Raw genomic sequence first — 18,225 nt, 5'->3', positions numbered from 1 at the left:
TATTCTTACTCTCCCCTGAATTACCCCATCAGCCTTAAATTCAACGTCATCAGCATAATCCCGCTGACCAACGCCACGCATGACGGCAGCAACACGAAATGACGCAGCTGTCGGTGCCAGATCATCACGGCAGACATCAGCAGTCCCAGGGTTACCAACCCGCGCCAGGCATCCAGCGACAAATCAGCAAATCCAAGAGCAGCAATGACTGCGCCCGGAAGCAGCACGCCCCACCCGCTGCCTAAAGTCCGCTGCAACATGTTTTCACCTCTCATAACGATAATGATAACCAATATCATATGATAGCTTTTATCATTTGTCATGTTAACCAGAACGGATACTTTATTCTTTACGTTTGCGGTAATGACATACATTCATGAAGGTGATAAATTAAGCGCAAAACGCTTATATATTAAAACATTTGATTATTTCGCAAAAACCTTATATTGCGCATTGCTTTTTATTGTTCATTTTTGGCAGCCATCATTTTGAAATTTAACGACTAATAATGATATCCCCCATATGACTGCACAATCCTGGCGAGCTCATTACGAAAAAAAATATCAGTATTCCTTACGGCTTTTTTTAGTCCTTAATTTGATTTCAGCTTTCTTATCCCTGGCCAGCCCGCTCTTTACCGTCGTGAGCTTTACCCTGCCCTGCACCCTGATTTTCGCCTGCAGCGCCGGTTTATTGTTATGGCACTGGAAATTCGCCCAGCGCAGAATAAATATTTCCTTTATTTCTCTGATATTTGGTCTGCTGTGGGCCTGGCACGTTTGCGAAAAATCATCAATGATGCCGCCACCGCATTTTAACTTTCTGGTGATCGCCCTGTTAAGCGTCCTGTTTATTGGCGCAATTGCTTTTTCCAATAATATCATTGCGTTTACCCTGCACTCCTTCCCCACTTTTATTGCCTGTCTGATCCTTGCGGAAGGCGAGCAGTGGCTGCGCATGCTCTACTGCTTTATGCTGCCCATTGCCGGCATCACGATGCAAAACCTGATTCAGAAACGCAGCGATACCTTTACCCAGGGGCTGATGGATAAGCTGCTGAAGGAACGTAATACGCTGAATGACCTGAGCATGCTCGACCCGCTTACCGGGCTGTACAATCGCCGCGGTTTGCAAAACCGGCTGGATACCCTCCTGGCCCTGGATGGGAATAGCCATCATGTGCTGCTGCTGGATATCGATCACTTTAAAGCCTACAACGATCACTACGGGCATATGATGGGCGACCAGGCGCTGATTCAGGTCTCCGCCGCGATCCGTAACGCCGTTCGTTCACGGGATATTGTGGCCCGTTTCGGCGGGGAGGAGTTTATGGTGCTGCTGACCAACAGCACGGCGGAAACCGCTCAGCAGGCAGCGGAACGGATCCGCCAGCGGGTCTACGATTTGAAAATCGCCCACATGTTTAATGAAAGCGTCGCCACCAACGTTACCATCAGCATCGGGTTGACGCCGCTCGTCGATGCCGATATCGACGGCGCGCTGAAGCGAGCGGACAGCGCGCTCTACGAAGCCAAAAAACTGGGCCGTAATATTATTCTCGCCAGCTAACCCCACCTCCGCGCCGTCAGGGAAGCGCCGCGCGGACAAAGATCTTGCCATCCTTTACGCAAGCAACTAGTATCAGCAATCATTATCATTTAGATTTGTATCTGGCGATCTGATGGCTTACCGTTCAATTCCATTCAGCAACGACATTATCTGGCAGGCCCCGTTTCAGCCGGCTGAGCATGCGCTGGCGGATGCCATCCGGGAAAAAATCACCGCCTTGCGCCCGCATCTGCTGGATTTTCTCCGTCTGGATGAAGAGGCCCCGCCCTGCGCGCTGACGCTTGCAGAGTGGTCCTCACCGGCTACCCTCAGCTCCCTGCTGGCCACCTACTCCGATCATATCTATCGCCATCAGCCAACGCTGCCGCGGGAGCAAAAACCGCTGCTCTCGCTGTGGGCGCAATGGTATATCGGCCTGCTGGTGCCGCCGCTGATGCTGGCCGTGTTAAGCGAAGAGCAAACCATCAGCCTGGCGCCGGAACATTTCCGCGTCGAGTTCCATGAAACCGGCCGGGCGGCCTGCTTTTGGATCGACGTCCACTCCGCAACCACCGGTAGCGGGCAGTCGCCGCAGTCGCGGATGGAAACGCTGGTCAATGACGCCCTGCAGCCGGTGATTCAGGCGCTGGAAGCGACCGGAGATATCAACGCGAAGCTTATCTGGAGCAATACCGGCTATTTGATTAACTGGTATCTGGGTGAGATGAAGACGCTGCTGGGAGAGGAGCGGGTGGCGGCTCTGCGCCAGCACTGCTTCTTTGAAAAGCAGTTTGCCGATGGCCGGGATAACCCGCTATGGCGTACGGTCGTTATCCGTGAAGGCGCGCTGGTACGGCGTACCTGCTGCCAGCGCTACCGCCTGCCGGACGTCCAGCAGTGCGGAGACTGTACGCTAAAATAATCCGCTTTTTCACGCGGGCGGCCTTAGCGCCGCCCGCCTGCTTTTATGCCGTTTGCTGGCTCTCTTCCGCCACGCGCTGGGCCTCTTCCGCCTCCTGCTCTAACAGCTGTTTCTCGTATACCTTAAAGAACGGGAAGTAGATGATGGCTGAAACGCAGGCCAGAAGAATCACCAGGATCGCCGCGCGGAAATCCCAGCCCAGCGCCCATGCTGCGCCAATCGGCGCCGGAGCAGTCCAGGGGACAACCGAAATAACCCGGCCAATCAGATCCAGCTTCATTGCCGCCCAGGCGAGCACGGCGTTCACCATCGGCGACAGCAGGAACGGAATAAAGAATACCGGGTTCATGACGATTGGCGTGCCGAAAATAACCGGTTCGTTAATGTTAAACAGGCTCGGTACCACGCTCAGACGGCCAATAGACCGCAGATGGGCCGAGCGGCTGCGCAGATAGCAGATAACCAGCCCCATGGTGGCGCCAGAGCCGCCTATCACAATGAAGAACGTCCAGAACGCCTCCATAAAGATGTGCGGTAAGGGCGCGCCCTGGGCCAGAGCCTGCTGGTTCATACCCAGGTTGGTCAGCCAGAACATCTGCAGCATACCGGAGACAATCGCCGCCCCGTGGATCCCTGCAAACCACAGCAGATGACCGATCAGCACCGCCAGTAAAATTGCCGGCAATGAATCCGCAGCGGAAACCAGCGGTTTAAAGACGGACATAATGGCCTGCGGAATAAGCATGTCAAACTGATGCTGAATAAACAGGCTGAGCGGATAGAGCGTCAGCACCACCACCAGCACCGGGATCAGCAGGTCAAACGAGTTTTTAATCATCGGTGGAACCTGATCCGGCAGGCGGATCCCGATGTTATGCGCCTTCAGAAAGCGCATCATCTCAACGCAATAGATCGCGACCAGGATCGCGGTAAAGATCCCCGTTCCGCCGAGGCTATCCACCGGTAAAGTGCCGCTGGTTTTCGGTGCCGCGACCAGCAGGAATGCCATAATTGACAGCATGCTGCACATAAAGGGATCGAGCTGGTGAGATTTTACGTAATGCTTACCGAGGTTATAAGAAATCGCCGCGCAGATGTAGATAGACATAATGCCCATCGTCATATCGAACGGCGTCAGAATTCGTCCTTCAAACTCTTTTGCCAAATCCAGCCAGGCGCGCGCGAAGCCCCAGGTGGTATCCGGGGAAAACGGCGGATAGGCAAACACCAGCAGAAATGAGCCGACTATCATAAACGGCATGGCCGAGATGAAGCCGTCACGAATAGCCATCACGTGGCGCTGCGACGAGATTCGCCCGGCGACAGGGCTAATATAATTTTCTACAAAGCGGAATATCAGATTAAACGCAGCATGGTTAGCAGACATAGCAGCCCTCCTGACAGGCTATAGAAACAGGCCCAACAACGATTATCCTGCCGTTGTGATGAAACATGTTCTGTGAGCGAAAAAGCACATTAGCCATTCGCCCAGCTATACTGCTCAAGTCAGTACGATTCATACACGGCTCTTTGTTATAAGTGACGCAGGGAAGTTACCCATTCAGTATTCATCTGAGCGACCATAACCGCAACCGGTTACAGTAACCGGTTGCGGTGATTGTGAAGAAGATCCAGAAATTGGAAAAATTCTCGATTATCAGCCGGCAATATTTACACTCCGCGAGGCTTATGCCAGATTAAAACGGGCATTAATCAGGAGATCCTAATGAGTCTGCAGTCCGTACGGCAGTTTTTTGCCGAACACGCCCCCGATATCGAAATCATCGAGCTCACGCAAAGTACCGCGACCGTGGCCCTCGCCGCCGCCGCGCATCACGTTGAGCCGGGACAAATCGCCAGGACCCTGTCGTTAAAGGTGAAAGACCGGGTGATACTCGTCGTCTCTCGCGGCGACGTGCGTCTGGATAATAAAAAGCTGAAGGACGCGTTTGGGGCGAAGGCCCGCATGCTGAGCAGCGATGAGGTCGTCACGCTAACCGGGCATCCCGTTGGCGGCGTATGCCCTTTCGGCCTGGAAAATCCGCTGACGGTCTATTGCGATATTTCGCTGAAGCAGTATCAGGAAGTCCTGCCCGCGGCCGGCGCCATCCACAGCGCGGTACGCATTTCCCCTGACCGGATGGCCCAGCTCACCGGTGCGACCTGGGTTGACGTTTGCCTGTAAAAACGGGCGGAGGCTTACCCGAGACACTCCTCCGCCGCGTCCTCGTCGAGGGCCGATAAATGCATCAGGATATCGGCCGCGCTCAGCAGGCCGAGATCTGAACTGACGCCGAGCTTATTCATGGCGTTGAACTTATGGGCGCGGATGGTTTTGATATTACGATCCAGCCGGGCCGCTATTTCTGGCAATGAATAGCCGTAGGTCATATAGCGAAGAATATGCTGTTCCGTTGGGCTCAGAATTTGGCTGCCGAGGCCCGGTCCTGGGCTAATCAGCGCCTCGTCCGCCTGCGGCGTCGGGTTAATCAGCTGAATAAGCTGCTCCTGCAAGCGCAGGCGGCAGATCGATTTATTCAGCACGCCGTGCAGCATGGAGGGCGTCAGCTGGCAGACTAAACGCGCTTCAGCGCTATCATGCGCTAAAACGATGCGCCGTATTTCAGGACTGGAACAGGCGATTTCATGAAGAAAAAGCAGGCTCTCCATGCGGAAGAGGCGATTGCTGAAAAGTGAAAAAATAACGGCGATAGCGTTTGTCGACTGCAGCGTCCGGCGCAGCGATTGGGTATCTTTAAAAAACCGCACAATATAATTACCCGACCCCGCGCCGGTTAATATATGGCGCAGCGCCAGTTCGGTCAGCATGCATTTTTCTACGACAGCGACATATCGAGGTGAGGTGTTTTTTTCCATTGCTTTTGTTCTCCAAAAGCGGCGTAGATATTCAGCTCCTTCATTCCCTGAGCGCTATTAATCCAGGCATACATCTGCGCATTGCTGCGCAAAGAGAGGCGGCGCATAGCGCTATTTTTCTGCGCGCTAATCGTTTTATTACTCTTTTTCAACAGCGCGGCAATTTGGTTAATTCCCCAGCCTTTCGCCAGCAGACGTAAAACCTTACGTTCAGAAAGCGTCAGAAAAATTGCCGTTGGCCGATTTTCTTCACTATTTCCTGACGCGGCGGATAAGAGCGTCTGGCTGATTCTCTCCCGCGTCGTGCCATCCGCGTGAATAACCTCAAGCAGATGTTTTACGGAGTCGTGGCTGGAAACGAGGGTGCTTTGCGCGCAGACTAATATCTCCATGGCCTGGAGATCGCAGGCGTGGCCAATCATATAGACCCAATGAATATCGCTATATTGGGTCATCAATGAGTGATACTCCCCGCACACCTCGCGGAGCTGATGGCTTTCACCTGATAAATCAGCGATAACCAGCACTGCCTGCCGTAGCTGAAGCAGAGTCAACTCCTCCGGAGAGCCGCAAACGCCGAAGGCGTATTCGGGAAGATGCTCCCCGGCAATTGCCTTCAGCCCACGCTGCATAACCGGTATTTTACTGATAATAATGCCGTATTTACCTTTTCCCGGTAACATAAACCCTCCGCTTCCCATCGAAGACTCGCGCCTTTAACAATAAAGATAAATAATTTGGCGGCCGTTATATTACTGTGCCAGATAGATCTTTATTAGTCTGGCGAGGAATTGAGTCTGACCTTGCCAACCATCAACGCTAACACAGGCAATAACGCTCAATAAGTTAGAAAAATTTAAAATCAAAGTTAGAAAAAATAATTTATTGCGGGGCAGAATAACGCTATTTCATTTGATGCAATTTCTGAAGGCCTTTGGCGACACGCCGCTGTAGCGTCGGAAAAAACGAGAGAAGTAGGTTGAGTCGGAAAATCCTAAGTAATCAGACAGTTGAGATATCGTCATCCCGGTATACTGCAGATTACGCCGCGCTTCAAGCATCAGCCGATGATGCAAAACCTCCAGCGCGCTGCGGCCATGAAATTCACGGCACAAATAATTAAGGTGCGTCGCCGATATCCCCACCCGCCTGGCGTACTCTGCCAGCGGGAGATGTTCGCGATAGTGGCTCTCAATCAGACGAGAAAAGTGACGCATGGCGCTGCGTTTCCTCTCCGCTCTGTCTGCCGTTACCGGAGCCGGGAGGCAGCGTCGGTTCAGCCACACCAGCAGCGCGCCGAGCAGCGAATGGAGCATCATTTCACGCGCATCAAGCTCTTCACAGTACTCCTCGCGCAGCGCCGTAAACAGCGCCCGAACGTGGCCTCGGGAGCGCCTGACCGGCACGCACTGCGGCTGGCTAAGCACATCGAGCTGGCGGCCAAACTGGTTTTCAAAACGGCTGAGCAGCGGCAGCGCCAGCGAGAGCACAAATCCCTGGGTGCCCGGTGAAAAGCGAAATCCGTGAACGCACAGCGCCGGTACCACCTGGATGCAGGCTTCCGTCATCACCGTGGTCACGCCCTCAATCTCGATCTCAGCGCTTCCCTTATGGAGATACAGCAGCTGCACCAGCTCGGCGTGCTGATGCATGCGGATGTGCCATTCGTACAGGCTGCTGCGCTGCAAAATAGACTCACAGTGCAGCAGATCTGGCGTCGGCCAGTCTCGTTCTTCCCCATACAGCTTAAACACGGGAACGCTATTCGCTGCCTGCATCACGACTCCTGCCCTTTTCAACGCTACGCCACGCGCTCCATTGGCAGACCGACATAGTTTTCCGCAATGGTGGTCAGCCCGGCACGTGAGCCAAAATAGTAGCGGCGATCGGCCGCCTGCATTTTTTTATCAAACTCGCTCTGCTGCGGGAAATCATGCAGCAGGCGGGTCATAAACCAGCTGAATCGCTCGCCTTTCCACACGCGATCCAGCGCGAAACGCGAGTAGCTCGCCAGCAGGTCGTCACGACCGTGGTGATAGTATTCGCGCAGGATCCGCCACAAATAGTTGACGTCTGAGGCGGCGAGATTCAGCCCTTTCGCCCCGGTTGGCGGCACGATATGCGCCGCATCCCCGACGAGGAAAAGCCTGCCGTACTGCATCGGCTCCACCACGTAGCTGCGCAACGGCGCGATGCTCTTCTCAAGTGAGTGACCAGTCACTAACTTTGTAGAGAGCTCGTCCGGCAGGCGGTTCTTCAGCTCTTCCCAGAAGCGTGCGTCCGACCACTGCTCCACCTTATCGCTGAGCGGTACCTGTAAATAGTAGCGGCTACGAGTTAGTGAGCGCTGACTACATAGTACAAATCCGCGTTCATGATGGGCATAAATCAGCTCGGGGTTTACCGGCGGCGTATCGGCCAGCATCCCCAGCCAGCCAAACGGCCAGACGCTTTCATACTCTTTAAGAAGCTCACGCGGAATGCTTTGCCGCGACACGCCGTGAAAACCATCGCAGCCGGCGATGAAATCACAGCTCAGCCGGTGCGTTTCCCCGCCGCTGACGAAGGTGATGGCCGGCCGATCGCTTTTCGCATCCTGAATCACCACGTCGCTGACGCCATAAACGATCGGCGCCCCGCACTCGGCACGGGCCGCCATTAAATCCCGGGTCACCTCGGTCTGGCCGTACACCATCACGCTTTTCCCACCGCTGAGCGCCGTCAGGTCGAGCGGAACGCGCTGTCCCTCAAACAAAAACTCAACCCCGTGATGCACCAGCCCTTCCGCGTCCATACGCTGCGCCACGCCTGCTTCACGGAGCAGATCGACGGTGCCGCTTTCGAGGATACCTGCCCGGATCCGCCCGAGGACGTATTCAGGCGTCTGCCGTTCGAGGATAACGGTTCGAATCCCCGCATTATGCAACAGCTGCCCCAGCAGCAGCCCGGAGGGGCCGGCACCGATTATCGCGACCTGAGTTTTCATAGGGGTGTCTCGCTCTCGAATGGTTAATTATTTGTTTGTTTTTTGTTTATTAAAAGTTTTCATGTGCATTTTTGATAAGTCAGGTGGGAAAAAGAAGGCAATAACGGCGGTAAAAACTGCACTTTTCAACAGTTTTAGCAAAGTGTGGTGCAGTTCAAAATTTATCCATACCGCCGGGAGCCGGCTTTTTGCACATTGTTTGATCCCGACCCCCTCAGGCAAAGCGAGAGTTCAGGTTAAAGTAGCGACGGACACTACGGCATCGGGCGTTACTGACGGCAGGTATTTATGCAAGCAGATCGGACAGTTCAGCGCACAATTACGCGATTGTGCATTCAGTGTGGTCTTTTCTTACTGCAACACGGGGCGGAGAGCGCGCTGGTTGAGGAGCTTTCTACTCGCCTGGGGCGGGCGTTAGGTATGGACAGCGTCGAGAGCGCCATTTCCTCGAATGCGATTGTCCTCACCACCATCAAAGACGGCGAATGCCTGACCTCAACGCGCAAGAATGTCGATCGCGGTATTAATATGCACGTAGTGACCGAAGTGCAGCATATTGTGATCCTTGCCGAGCATAAGCTGCTGGATTATAAAGATGTGGAAAAGCGCTTCACCCAGATAAAACCGCTGCGCTACCCGCGCTGGCTGCTGGTGCTGATGGTCGGGCTCTCCTGCGCGTGCTTCTGCAAATTAAACAACGGCGGCTGGGACGGCGCGCTGGTCACCTTCTGCGCCAGCACTATCGCCATGTATATCCGCCAGCTGCTGACTCACCGCTCGATGCATCCGCAGATTAACTTTTGCATTACCGCCTTTGTGGCCACCACTATCTCCGGGCTGATGCTGCGCTTGCCGACGTTTGCCAGCACGTCCACCGTGGCGATGGCCGCCAGCGTGCTGCTGCTGGTGCCCGGCTTTCCGCTGATCAACGCCGTGGCGGATATGTTCAAAGGGCATATCAACACCGGCCTTGCGCGCTGGGCGCTCGCCAGCCTGCTGACCCTTGCCACCTGCATTGGCGTGGTGATGGCGATGACCATGTGGGGGCTGCGCGGATGGGCATAATCACATATCTGTTTGCGCTGGCTCAGGACATGGCGCTGGCGGCCATCCCTGCCGTCGGATTCGCGATGGTCTTTAACGTCCCGCAGCGGGCGCTGCGCTGGTGCGCGCTGCTGGGTGCCATTGGTCACGGTTCACGAATGGTGATGATGACGGCGGGCTTTAACATCGAGTGGGCCACCTTCCTTGCCGCCCTGCTGATTGGCTGTATCGGCATTCAGTGGTCGCGCTGGTACCTGGCCCACCCGAAGATCTTTACCGTTGCCGCGGTGATCCCGATGTTCCCCGGCATATCCGCCTATACGGCGATGATCTCGGCGGTCAAAATCAGTCATTTTGGTTATTCTGAAGAGATGATGATTATGCTGTTAAGCAATTTTTTAAAGGCGTCGTCTATCGTTGGTGCGCTCTCTATCGGCCTTTCTATTCCTGGCCTGTGGCTGTACCGCAAGCGTCCGCGGGTATAGCAAGCGGCGCCGCCGGGATGGCTCAGCCGCTCCATCCCGGCCGGGCGCTGTGCTACTATATGTGCTATTCCCCCTCTCTATCGTTGTTCAGAGTTGAGATAGTGTTATGTCTTCGCGAATTTTAACTACCGATTTTAGCGGCCTGGATGATTTCATTCAGGATCCTGCGGCCATTCTCGCAAAATCGGCCGGCGGTGCCGTTGCCGTTTTTGCCAACAATACTCCCGCCTTCTACGCGCTGACGCCGGAACGCCTGGCCCAGCTGCTTGAACTGGAGAGTAAGCTGGCACGCCCCGGCAGCGATATCGCGCTTGATACGCAGTTCTTTGACGAGCCGACCGCCGCGCCGGCCGCAATCCCTATGGGGAAATTCGCCATGTACGCCGACTGGCAGCCGGACGCCGATTTTCAGCGCCTCGCGGCGCTGTGGGGTATCGCCCTCAGCCAGCCGGTGACGCCGGAAGAGCTGGCGGCATTCGTTGCCTACTGGCAGGCGGAAGGCAAAGTTTTTCATCACGTGCAGTGGCAGCAGAAGCTGGCGCGTAGCGTGCAAATCGGTCGTGCCGGCAACGGCGGCCAGCCGCGTCGTGATGTGAATACGGTCAGCGAGCCGGATAACCATATTCCACGAGGGTTCCGAGGATGAGCATGAAAAACGTTGGCGAACTGATGAAGCGCCTGCAAAAAATGATGCCTGCTCATGTCGAACCGGCGTTTAAAACCGGCGAAGAGCTGCTGGCGTGGCAGAAAGAGCAGGGCAAGCTGCGTTCCGAAGCCCTCGAGCGGGAGAACCGGGCGATGAAAATGCAGCGGACGTTTAACCGCTCCGGCATCCGCCCGCTGCATCAAAACTGTTCGTTTGAGAACTACCGGGTCGAATGCGAAGGCCAGATGAACGCGCTCTCCAGAGCGCGCCAGTACGTTGAAGAGTTCGACGGCAACATCGCCAGCTTTATCTTTTCCGGCAAGCCTGGCACCGGTAAAAACCACCTTGCGGCCGCCATTTGTAACGAGCTGCTGCTGCGCGGCAAATCGGTGCTGATCATTACCGTCGCCGACATCATGTCGGCAATGAAGGACACCTTCGGCAACCGGGAGATCAGCGAGGAGCAGCTGCTGAACGATCTCAGCCGGGTCGATCTGCTGGTGATCGATGAGATCGGCATGCAAACCGAATCGCGCTATGAAAAGGTGATCATCAATCAGATCGTCGATCGCCGCTCCTCATCAAAGCGCCCGACCGGGATGCTAACCAACAGCAACATGGACGAGATGAACAAGCTGCTCGGCGAGCGCGTGATGGACCGCATGCGCCTCGGCAACAGCCTGTGGGTGATTTTCAACTGGGATAGCTATCGTCACCGGGTCACCGGCAAAGAGTATTAAGACATTTCCGATCTCAGGCGGCGTTATACTCAAGAAATTCTTATATAACGACGAAGAGTACCGTTTATGAAATCTGCTAAATCCTTGCTCCGCTGCAGCGTCGCTGCCGCGGCATTTCTTGTCACCGGCGCGCAGGCGGCCTCGTGGCAGGACTCTCTCTCCAGCGCCGCCAGCGAGCTCAGCAGCCAAAGCGGCTCGCAGCAAAGCGGCGCGCTGTCGATGTCCTCGCTGACCAGCCTGCTGAACGGCGGGAGCCAGTCGCTGACCGCCAGCAGCATGAATAATGCCGCCGGCATTATGTCGTACTGTGCGAAGCAGAAGCTCTCCTCGGTGACCAATACCGAAAACGTCAAAAACCAGGTGCTGGATAAGCTCGGCCTCGGCACCCCGGAAAAACAGAAAGAGGACACCGGCTATCTTGAAGGTTTGCAGGGTCTGCTGAACAGCAATAACGGCCAGCAGCTGAACCTGAGCACCCTCGGCAGCAGCCCGCTGGCGGAAAAAGTCAAAACGCAGGCCTGCGATCTGGTTCTCAAACAGGGCGCGAAATTCCTCTCCTGATCCTCTCCCCAGATGCCGCGTTTGGCGCCTTTGCCTGGCCAACGCGGCCGCAGCCCCATTTTTTAACATTAATGGTCTCATTTTCCCCCGTAGGGAAGGATGAGACGTCGCTCAAAAATACCAATTTATAAACCAATTCTGAACCACAGCACAGTTTCATGACTCTACAATTGCAGCAGTATGGCGCTGCCATTACAGTATATCGTGGAAAGTGATCTATTCGGCTAGCGGTCAGCTGGCGCTAATGAGGGTAAGCTGTGTCAGAGTTGTTATCCATCGCCCTGTTTCTCACCTCGGTGGTGATTTATGCCTTGAAGGCCGGTCGCAATACCTGGTGGTTTGCCGCTACGCTAACGGTGCTGGGCCTGTTTGTGGTCCTCAACATCACTCTCTACGCCAGCGATTATTTCACCGGCGACGGCATTAATGACGCGGTGCTTTATACCCTGACCAACAGCCTGACCGGCGCGGGCGTCGGCAAATATATCCTTCCCGGCGCCGGGATTGTCGTGGCGCTGGTGAGCGTTTTCAGCGCCCTGGGCTGGATACTCCGCCGACGCCGTCATCATCCTCACCACTTTGGCTATAGCCTGCTGGCGCTGGTTCTCGCGCTGGCCTCCGTTGACGCCAGTCCGGCGTTCCGCCAGATTAGCGAGCTGGTGAAATCCCAGTCCCGCGACGGCGATCCGGATTTTGTTACCTACTATAAAGAGCCGTCGAAAAGCATCGCCAACCCCCAGCTCAACCTGGTCTATATCTACGGCGAAAGCCTTGAGCGCACCTATTTTGATAACGAGGCGTTTCCCGACCTGACGCCCGAGCTTGGCAAACTGAAAAGCGAAGGCCTCGATTTCAGCAACACCGCCCAGCTGCCTGGCACCGACTACACTATCGCCGGGATGGTCGCCTCGCAGTGCGGCATCCCGCTGTTTGCGCCGTTTGAAGGCAACGCCTCGGCCTCGGTCTCCAGCTTCTTCCCGCAGAATATCTGCCTCGGCGACATTCTGAAAAACTCCGGCTACGAAAACTATTTTGTGCAGGGCGCCAACCTGCGTTTCGCCGGAAAAGACGTGTTCCTCAAGTCTCACGGCTTCGATCATCTGTACGGCGCTGAAGAGCTGAAAACCACGGTTGCCGACCCCGCCTACCGCAACGACTGGGGCTTCTACGACGACACCGTGCTGGATGAAACCTGGAAAAAATTCGAGCAGCTTTCGCAGTCCGGTAAACGCTTCTCGCTCTTTGCGCTAACGGTGGACACCCACCATCCTGACGGTTTTATTTCCCGCACCTGTCAGCGAAAAAGCTATGAAATGGGCGGTAAAAAGAACCTCTCTTTCAGCGCGGTAAGCTGCAGCCAGGAACACATCGCGGCGCTTATCGAGAAGATCAAAGCCTCGCCCTATTTCAAAAATACGGTGATTGTGGTCTCTTCCGATCACCTGGCGATGAAAAACAGCGCCTGGGAATACCTGAACAAGCAGGATCGCAGCAACCTGTTCTTCGTACTGCGCGGCGACCAGCCGCAGCAGGATACGCTGGCGGTGAAGCGTAATACCATGGACAACGGCGCCACGGTGCTGGATATCCTCGGCGGCGATAACTACATCGGCCTTGGGCGCAGCAGCCTCTCCGGGCAGTCGCTTTCCGGCATCTTCCTCAATATGAAAGATAAGGTGCTGGCCTGGAAGCCGGACGTCATCCGCCTGTGGAACTTCCCGAAAGAGATGAAAAACTTCACCGTGGACCCGCAGAAAAGCATGGTCTCCTTCTCCGGCAGCCACTTCCGTCTGCCGCTGCTGCTGCGGGTCTCCGATAAACGCGTCGAGCCGCTGCCGGAGAGCGAATACTCCGCGCCGCTGCGCTATCAGCTGGCTGATTTTGCCCCGCGCGATAACTTTGTCTGGATCGACCGCTGCTACAAGATGGGCCAGCTGTGGTCCAGCGAGCTGGCGCTCTCGACCGACTGGTGCGTATCGCAGGGCCAGCTCGGCGGCGAGCAGACCGTACAGCGCGTCGATAAAGCCCAGTGGCAGGGGAAAACGGCGTTTAAAGATACCCTTATCGATATGGAGCGCTACAAAGGCAACGTCGATACGCTGAAAATTGTCGATAACGATATTCGCTATAAGGCCGATAGCTTCGTGTTTAACGTCGCCGGCGCGCCGGAAGAGGTGAGGCAGTTTAGCGGCATCTCCCGGCCGGAATCCTGGGGCCGCTGGTCCAACGCGCAGCTCGGCGGCGAAGTCAAAATCGAGTTTAAGAACCCGCTGCCGGAGAAATTCGATCTGGTGATCACCGCCAAAGCCTACGGACCCAACGCCAATAAGCCGATCCCGGTTCGCGTCGGGGATAGCGAACAAACGCTGACGCTGGCCAATGACGTCTCCACCACCACGCTGCATTTCGACAACCCGTCGCGCAGCGATACGCTGATCATCGTCCCGCCGGACCCGCAGTCCACCAACGAAGGCAATATTCTCGGCCACGCGCCGCGCCAGTTGGGCATCGGCATGGTGGATATAAAAATCGTCAAGCGCGAAGGCTAAGCCCGGCCGTCCGGCTCTCTGAGGGCCGGACGGCGCGGTGTAAAACCGCCGCCGACCCCATCTTATTACCGCCCGGCAGAAGCCTCGCCGGGGAACTCCACGCTCATCTCATACTGCTGCAGCGCCATGGTGGCATATCCCGCGGCGCTGAACAGCGGCGTAAACGACTGCGGAACGCTGACCGAGGTGCCAAGACCGGGGAACTGCCGGGCAAGGGCAATAAGCAGCTCGCGCGCCAGGCCGCGGCCGCGGGCGGCAGGTTCGACCCACAGCAGCTGGAGCTGCGGCTTAGCGGTGAGCGTCGCCAGCACCGCGAACGCCTGCTGATTAAGCGTCAACGCGCGGCACGGCAGCGTATTGAAGGTCATCGGGTCCATCAGCCACGGCAGCCGGCCGTTGATTTCCGCCCCCGCCCTGCGCGTCAGCGCCAGCACATCGTACGACTGCAGCAGCGGCGCGCCCTCGCCCTCCGGCTGCGCGCTCAGATAGCCGCAAAGCCCGTGACGAACGCGAAAGCCCAGCGATTGATACAGCGCAACCGCGGCGTGATTATTACGGATCACCTCCAGCCACATCCGCCGCACGCCCCGGGCCTGTAACGAGGCCATCAGCGACACCATCAGCGCACGGCCGGTTCCTTTTCCCCGCCATGCCGGCCGCACGGCGAAGGCCGCCAGCCTGGCCGCATCGCCACGGCGGGTGATAATGGCGATTGCCGCCGGCGTATCTCCCGCCAGCCAGACGCAGGAATCCAGCAGGCTCAGCCCTTCAGCGCTGAAGCGCTGCACAAACACCTCGACCGACAGCGAAACGGGCACCAGATAATCTTCAAAACAGTCGCTAAGGATCGTCGTCAGCTGTTCGCTGCTAAAGCAGGTGGCGGGAACGGCAGTCAACTCCATACGTTTCTCCCAAAGGTGCTATGCTGAGGCAATGAAAACTAACACTATAACTGCCGAAGTGACATTGCGCCTGACCGGGGAGAGCGATATTCCCCGGCTGCCCGCTATTGAGCGCTCGGCAGCGCAGGCTTTTCGTCAGATCCCCGCTCTCGCCTGGCTGGCAGACAGCGCGGTCATCAGCGCCCGGGAGCATTATCAGTATCTCGAAACGGACCACAGCCTGCTGGCCATCGGCGGCGGCGAGCCCGTTGGCTTTCTGCTGAGCGAGCCGCTCGATGATGCGCTGTTTATCGTGGAGATCGCTGTCCATCAGCAGTGGCAGGGGCGCGGCATTGGCCGGATGATGCTGACGCGGGTCGCCGACACCGCCCGCGCTATGGGCTATCCGGCTCTGACGCTGACCACCTTCCGCGAGGTCCCGTGGAACGCCCCGTTCTACACCCGCCTGGGATTCTGCATGCTCGATGAGCAGCACCTGCCGTCCGGGCTGGCGGCCAAAAGGGAGCGGGAAACGGACCACGGCCTGCTGCCGGAGACCCGCTGCACCATGCGCCTGGCGCTGTAGCCCACATTGCCGCTCCGGCGCTGCTTTTTCCACCCTGAATATGGTACAAAGTATCATTACACATTTAGCGACTGATACCCGTATGGCCTACTCGATCGATATCATCTCCTGCATCACCGATCGCTTTCTCGAGCTGACCGTTACCGAAAAGCGGATTGCCCAGTTTATTCTCGACGACGTCGCCGCCGCGGCCGAGCTGCCGATTGCCGAAATTGCCCGCCTGACCAGCACCAGCCAGGCCTCCGTCACCCGCTTTGCGCGGGCGCTGGGGTGCAAGGACGTCCGCGAGCTAAAAATGAAGCTCGCGCAGTCGCTAGCGGTCGGGCAGCGCTTTATTCTGGATGTCCCGGACCTGGAGGGCGTACAGGGGATCTACGAGTCAATTATTGGCGTCCTCGAGACCAATCGCCGGGCGCTGGATATTAACGCGCTGAAGCGCGCCGTCACCTGGCTTAGCGACGCCCGGCAAATACTGGCGCTCGGGATGGGCGGCGGCTCGACCATCTGCGCGCAGGAGATCCAGTATCGCCTGTTCCGCCTCGGCCTGCCGGTCGTCAGCCAGAACGACGGCCTGCTGGTGCGCATGATGAGCTCGGCGGTAACGCCGAAGGACGTGGTTATCGTGCTGTCGCTGGGGGGCTATACCACAGAGATTATTGAAAGCGCGGCTATCGCCAGGCAGTACGGGGCGAAGGTGATTGCCATCACTCCGGCGGATACGCCGCTGGCGGAGCAGGCCGATCTGCTGCTGCCGCTGCTGGTGCGCGAAAACGACTATATTTTCAAACCCAGCACCTCGCGCTACGCCATGCTGGCGATGGTCGACGTACTGGCTACCGAGCTGGCGATGGCCAACAAGCCGCAGGCAAAAGACCGCCTGCGGCGCATCAAGCTGGCGCTCGACAGCCACCGCGGCGGCGTCGACCGTCAGCCGCTAGGCGACTAGCTCCCGGCCGGCGGCAATAAAGCGCTGCGCCTGCTCGCGGGTGCGCGCCGCCGGCTGACCGGCGCGGTAGAGATCGCTCCCCAGCCCCGCGCCGGCGCACCCGGCCTGCACCCAGGTCGCGAGGTTATCCGGCGTCACGCCCCCCACCGCCAGCACCGGCACCTCCGGGGGCAGCACCGCCTTCAGCGCCCGAATATAGTCGGGGCCAAACGCGGAGGAGGGAAAGATTTTCAGCCACTGCGCGCCGGCGTCCAGGGCGTTAAACGCCTCCGTCGCGGTAGCGCACCCGGCGCAGACCAGCATCCCCTGCGCCACCGCCCGGCGGATCACCGCTGACTGCGTATTCGGCGTCACCACCAGCTTCGCCCCCGCTGCGGCAAGAAAGTCCACCTGCTCGACGTTAAGTACCGTCCCCGCGCCAATCACCGCCTGCTCGGCAAAGCGGCCGACCATCTGCGGAATACTCTGCTGCCAGTCCGGTGAATTCAGCGGGATTTCAATATAGCGAAAACCGGCATCCACCAGCGTCTCAACGTGTTCCGCCGCTTCTGCGGGGCCAATACCGCGCAAAATCGCGACCAGCTTAACTGCGTTCATCCATTATCCTCGCCATACCGTTCAAGAATGCCTCATCGCCGCTACAGCTCTGTACCACCCGACCTTGCGCCGACATTGCCCGCTGGTAGCGGGCAGTCAGCGCCGGATCGCCCACCAGGGTGACGGCGGCGCTGCGGTAGCGCTCGCCAAAGGCCGCCACCTCGGCGCCAATCAGCAGCCCGGAGAGATAGTCGCTGACCGAAGCCGGCGCCAGCGCCCCCAGCAGCCGGGCGGCGCGAGCGGTGAACAGCTCGCCCGCCAGCGCCGAGGTCATGCCTTTTTCCAGCCCCTGCTCAAAAGCGGCGTCGTCCGGCCGCTGCTCGGGAAGCTGCCTGCCAATCAGCGACTGGCTCAGCAGCAGATGATGCAGCTCCCCGGTCATGGCGGTGGAGAAATGCTGCACGACTCCGCGCTCTACCTGCACCCACTTGCTGTGGGTGCCCGGCATAATGTAGCAATCGGCGGGGGCGATTTGCCCGGCGCCCAGCAGCTGGGTCTCTTCACCGCGCATCACGCCGTAGTCCCCGGCCAGCTCGACCTTGAGACCGGGCACAATCCACACCTTTTCGGCGACGCTGAACAGCCGGCGTCCCGGCGCGTCGATGGCTGCCGGACAGGCCAGGTACGGGACCGGGCACCAGCCGGCATCGCTGCCGACCATCCCGGCCATTAATACCGGCAGCGCCCGTTCGCCGCGCCAGGGCGCCAGATGCTGGCGGAATATCTCCGCCGGCGCCTCGCCGTTAAGCCGGGAGATCCCCAACGGCAGCTGCTTCGTTGCCACGCATTTCCCGTCGCGTATCAGCCAGCCGCGCAGCTGCGTTGAGCCCCAGTCGACGGCAATATAGTCCTGCATC

20 protein-coding genes are annotated in these 18,225 nt (G+C 57.5%); 11 read left to right on the top strand and 9 right to left on the bottom strand.

Annotated elements, in window-relative coordinates:
* Window positions 1–20 precede the first annotated feature (20 nt).
* Window positions 21–260 carry a DUF1435 domain-containing protein gene (locus RTE01_RS23395; protein ID WP_041147516.1) on the bottom strand — a complete coding sequence of 80 codons (240 nt, stop codon included), beginning with the start codon at window positions 258–260 and terminating at the stop codon, window positions 21–23.
* A 262-nt stretch (window positions 261–522) separates the two neighbouring features.
* On the opposite strand from RTE01_RS23395, the gene RTE01_RS23390 reads away from it, so the two are divergent.
* Window positions 523–1,569 (top strand): GGDEF domain-containing protein, encoded by a 1,047-nt coding sequence (locus RTE01_RS23390; protein WP_134525225.1) that lies wholly within the window; start codon window positions 523–525, stop codon window positions 1,567–1,569.
* A gap of 112 nt (window positions 1,570–1,681) precedes the next feature.
* Window positions 1,682–2,470: a siderophore-iron reductase FhuF gene (fhuF, locus tag RTE01_RS23385; protein ID WP_123552670.1), complete on the top strand. Its 789-nt coding sequence runs from the start codon at window positions 1,682–1,684 to the stop codon at window positions 2,468–2,470.
* 43 nt (window positions 2,471–2,513) lie between these two features.
* On the opposite strand, the gene RTE01_RS23380 is transcribed toward fhuF, so the two are convergent.
* Window positions 2,514–3,857 (bottom strand): PTS sugar transporter subunit IIC, encoded by a 1,344-nt coding sequence (locus tag RTE01_RS23380; protein WP_041143936.1) that lies wholly within the window; start codon window positions 3,855–3,857, stop codon window positions 2,514–2,516.
* Between the two features lie 339 nt (window positions 3,858–4,196).
* Between RTE01_RS23380 and RTE01_RS23375 the strand changes: the two genes are divergently transcribed.
* The gene (locus RTE01_RS23375) at window positions 4,197–4,655 is read left to right on the top strand and encodes a YbaK/EbsC family protein (RefSeq protein ID WP_041143935.1); all 459 of its coding nucleotides are present in this window, start codon (window positions 4,197–4,199) and stop codon (window positions 4,653–4,655) included.
* A gap of 14 nt (window positions 4,656–4,669) precedes the next feature.
* Here RTE01_RS23375 and bglJ read toward each other — a convergent pair whose 3' ends face one another.
* From bglJ to pobA, 4 genes are all read right to left on the bottom strand, one after another.
* Window positions 4,670–5,347: a DNA-binding transcriptional activator BglJ gene (gene bglJ, locus RTE01_RS23370; RefSeq protein ID WP_052474464.1), complete on the bottom strand. Its 678-nt coding sequence runs from the start codon at window positions 5,345–5,347 to the stop codon at window positions 4,670–4,672.
* A complete protein-coding gene (locus tag RTE01_RS23365) occupies window positions 5,308–6,030 on the bottom strand; it encodes a helix-turn-helix domain-containing protein (protein WP_123552668.1) in 723 nt (240 codons plus the stop codon). The genes bglJ and RTE01_RS23365 overlap by 40 nt, the downstream gene beginning before the upstream one ends.
* 225 nt (window positions 6,031–6,255) lie before the next feature.
* Window positions 6,256–7,125, bottom strand: a complete 870-nt coding sequence (locus RTE01_RS23360) for a helix-turn-helix domain-containing protein (RefSeq protein WP_134525224.1) — start codon at window positions 7,123–7,125, stop codon at window positions 6,256–6,258.
* 23 nt (window positions 7,126–7,148) lie between these two features.
* Window positions 7,149–8,333, bottom strand: a complete 1,185-nt coding sequence (gene pobA / locus RTE01_RS23355; RefSeq protein ID WP_134525223.1) for a 4-hydroxybenzoate 3-monooxygenase — start codon at window positions 8,331–8,333, stop codon at window positions 7,149–7,151.
* Window positions 8,334–8,621: 288 nt separating this feature from the next.
* On the opposite strand from pobA, the gene RTE01_RS23350 reads away from it, so the two are divergent.
* From RTE01_RS23350 to opgB, 6 genes are all read left to right on the top strand, one after another.
* Window positions 8,622–9,398 (top strand): threonine/serine exporter family protein, encoded by a 777-nt coding sequence (locus RTE01_RS23350; protein ID WP_115193613.1) that lies wholly within the window; start codon window positions 8,622–8,624, stop codon window positions 9,396–9,398.
* Window positions 9,389–9,862, top strand: coding sequence for a threonine/serine exporter (locus RTE01_RS23345; protein WP_041143930.1), 474 nt, complete (start codon window positions 9,389–9,391; stop codon window positions 9,860–9,862). Before RTE01_RS23350 ends, RTE01_RS23345 begins: the two co-directional genes overlap by 10 nt.
* Window positions 9,863–9,968: 106 nt before the next feature.
* Window positions 9,969–10,508, top strand: coding sequence for a primosomal protein DnaT (dnaT, locus tag RTE01_RS23340; protein ID WP_041143929.1), 540 nt, complete (start codon window positions 9,969–9,971; stop codon window positions 10,506–10,508).
* A 2-nt stretch (window positions 10,509–10,510) separates the two neighbouring features.
* The gene (gene dnaC, locus RTE01_RS23335) at window positions 10,511–11,248 is read left to right on the top strand and encodes a DNA replication protein DnaC (RefSeq protein WP_041143928.1); all 738 of its coding nucleotides are present in this window, start codon (window positions 10,511–10,513) and stop codon (window positions 11,246–11,248) included.
* A gap of 66 nt (window positions 11,249–11,314) precedes the next feature.
* A complete protein-coding gene (locus RTE01_RS23330; RefSeq protein ID WP_041143927.1) occupies window positions 11,315–11,809 on the top strand; it encodes a DUF2501 domain-containing protein in 495 nt (164 codons plus the stop codon).
* 257 nt (window positions 11,810–12,066) lie between these two features.
* On the top strand, window positions 12,067–14,358 hold the full coding sequence (opgB, locus tag RTE01_RS23325) for a phosphatidylglycerol--membrane-oligosaccharide glycerophosphotransferase (protein ID WP_115193614.1): 2,292 nt from the start codon (window positions 12,067–12,069) through the stop codon (window positions 14,356–14,358).
* A gap of 65 nt (window positions 14,359–14,423) precedes the next feature.
* Here the strand turns inward: opgB and RTE01_RS23320 are convergent, their stop codons facing one another.
* Window positions 14,424–15,260 carry a GNAT family N-acetyltransferase gene (locus tag RTE01_RS23320; protein ID WP_134525221.1) on the bottom strand — a complete coding sequence of 279 codons (837 nt, stop codon included), beginning with the start codon at window positions 15,258–15,260 and terminating at the stop codon, window positions 14,424–14,426.
* A gap of 31 nt (window positions 15,261–15,291) precedes the next feature.
* Here RTE01_RS23320 and RTE01_RS23315 point away from each other — a divergent pair, with 31 nt between their 5' ends.
* Together RTE01_RS23315 and RTE01_RS23310 are read left to right on the top strand one after the other, a co-directional pair.
* Window positions 15,292–15,825 (top strand): GNAT family N-acetyltransferase, encoded by a 534-nt coding sequence (locus RTE01_RS23315; RefSeq protein ID WP_076946460.1) that lies wholly within the window; start codon window positions 15,292–15,294, stop codon window positions 15,823–15,825.
* 82 nt (window positions 15,826–15,907) lie between these two features.
* Complete coding sequence (locus tag RTE01_RS23310; RefSeq protein ID WP_141335402.1) at window positions 15,908–16,771, top strand: MurR/RpiR family transcriptional regulator; 864 nt, start codon at window positions 15,908–15,910, stop codon at window positions 16,769–16,771.
* On the opposite strand, the gene RTE01_RS23305 is transcribed toward RTE01_RS23310, so the two are convergent.
* Entirely contained in the window at window positions 16,760–17,368 is a 609-nt protein-coding gene (locus RTE01_RS23305; RefSeq protein WP_141335400.1) for a 2-dehydro-3-deoxy-6-phosphogalactonate aldolase, read from the bottom strand. The genes RTE01_RS23310 and RTE01_RS23305 overlap by 12 nt on opposite strands.
* Window positions 17,355–18,224, bottom strand: coding sequence for a 2-dehydro-3-deoxygalactonokinase (locus RTE01_RS23300; protein ID WP_041143921.1), 870 nt, complete (start codon window positions 18,222–18,224; stop codon window positions 17,355–17,357). Before RTE01_RS23300 ends, RTE01_RS23305 begins: the two co-directional genes overlap by 14 nt.
* Window position 18,225: the final 1 nt, after the last annotated feature.

The organism is Klebsiella terrigena, assembly GCF_006539725.1.
GTDB lineage: Bacteria > Pseudomonadota > Gammaproteobacteria > Enterobacterales > Enterobacteriaceae > Klebsiella > Klebsiella terrigena.
Note: the sequence above shows the minus strand (reverse complement) of the source record. Positions and strands in the feature narration are given on the sequence as shown.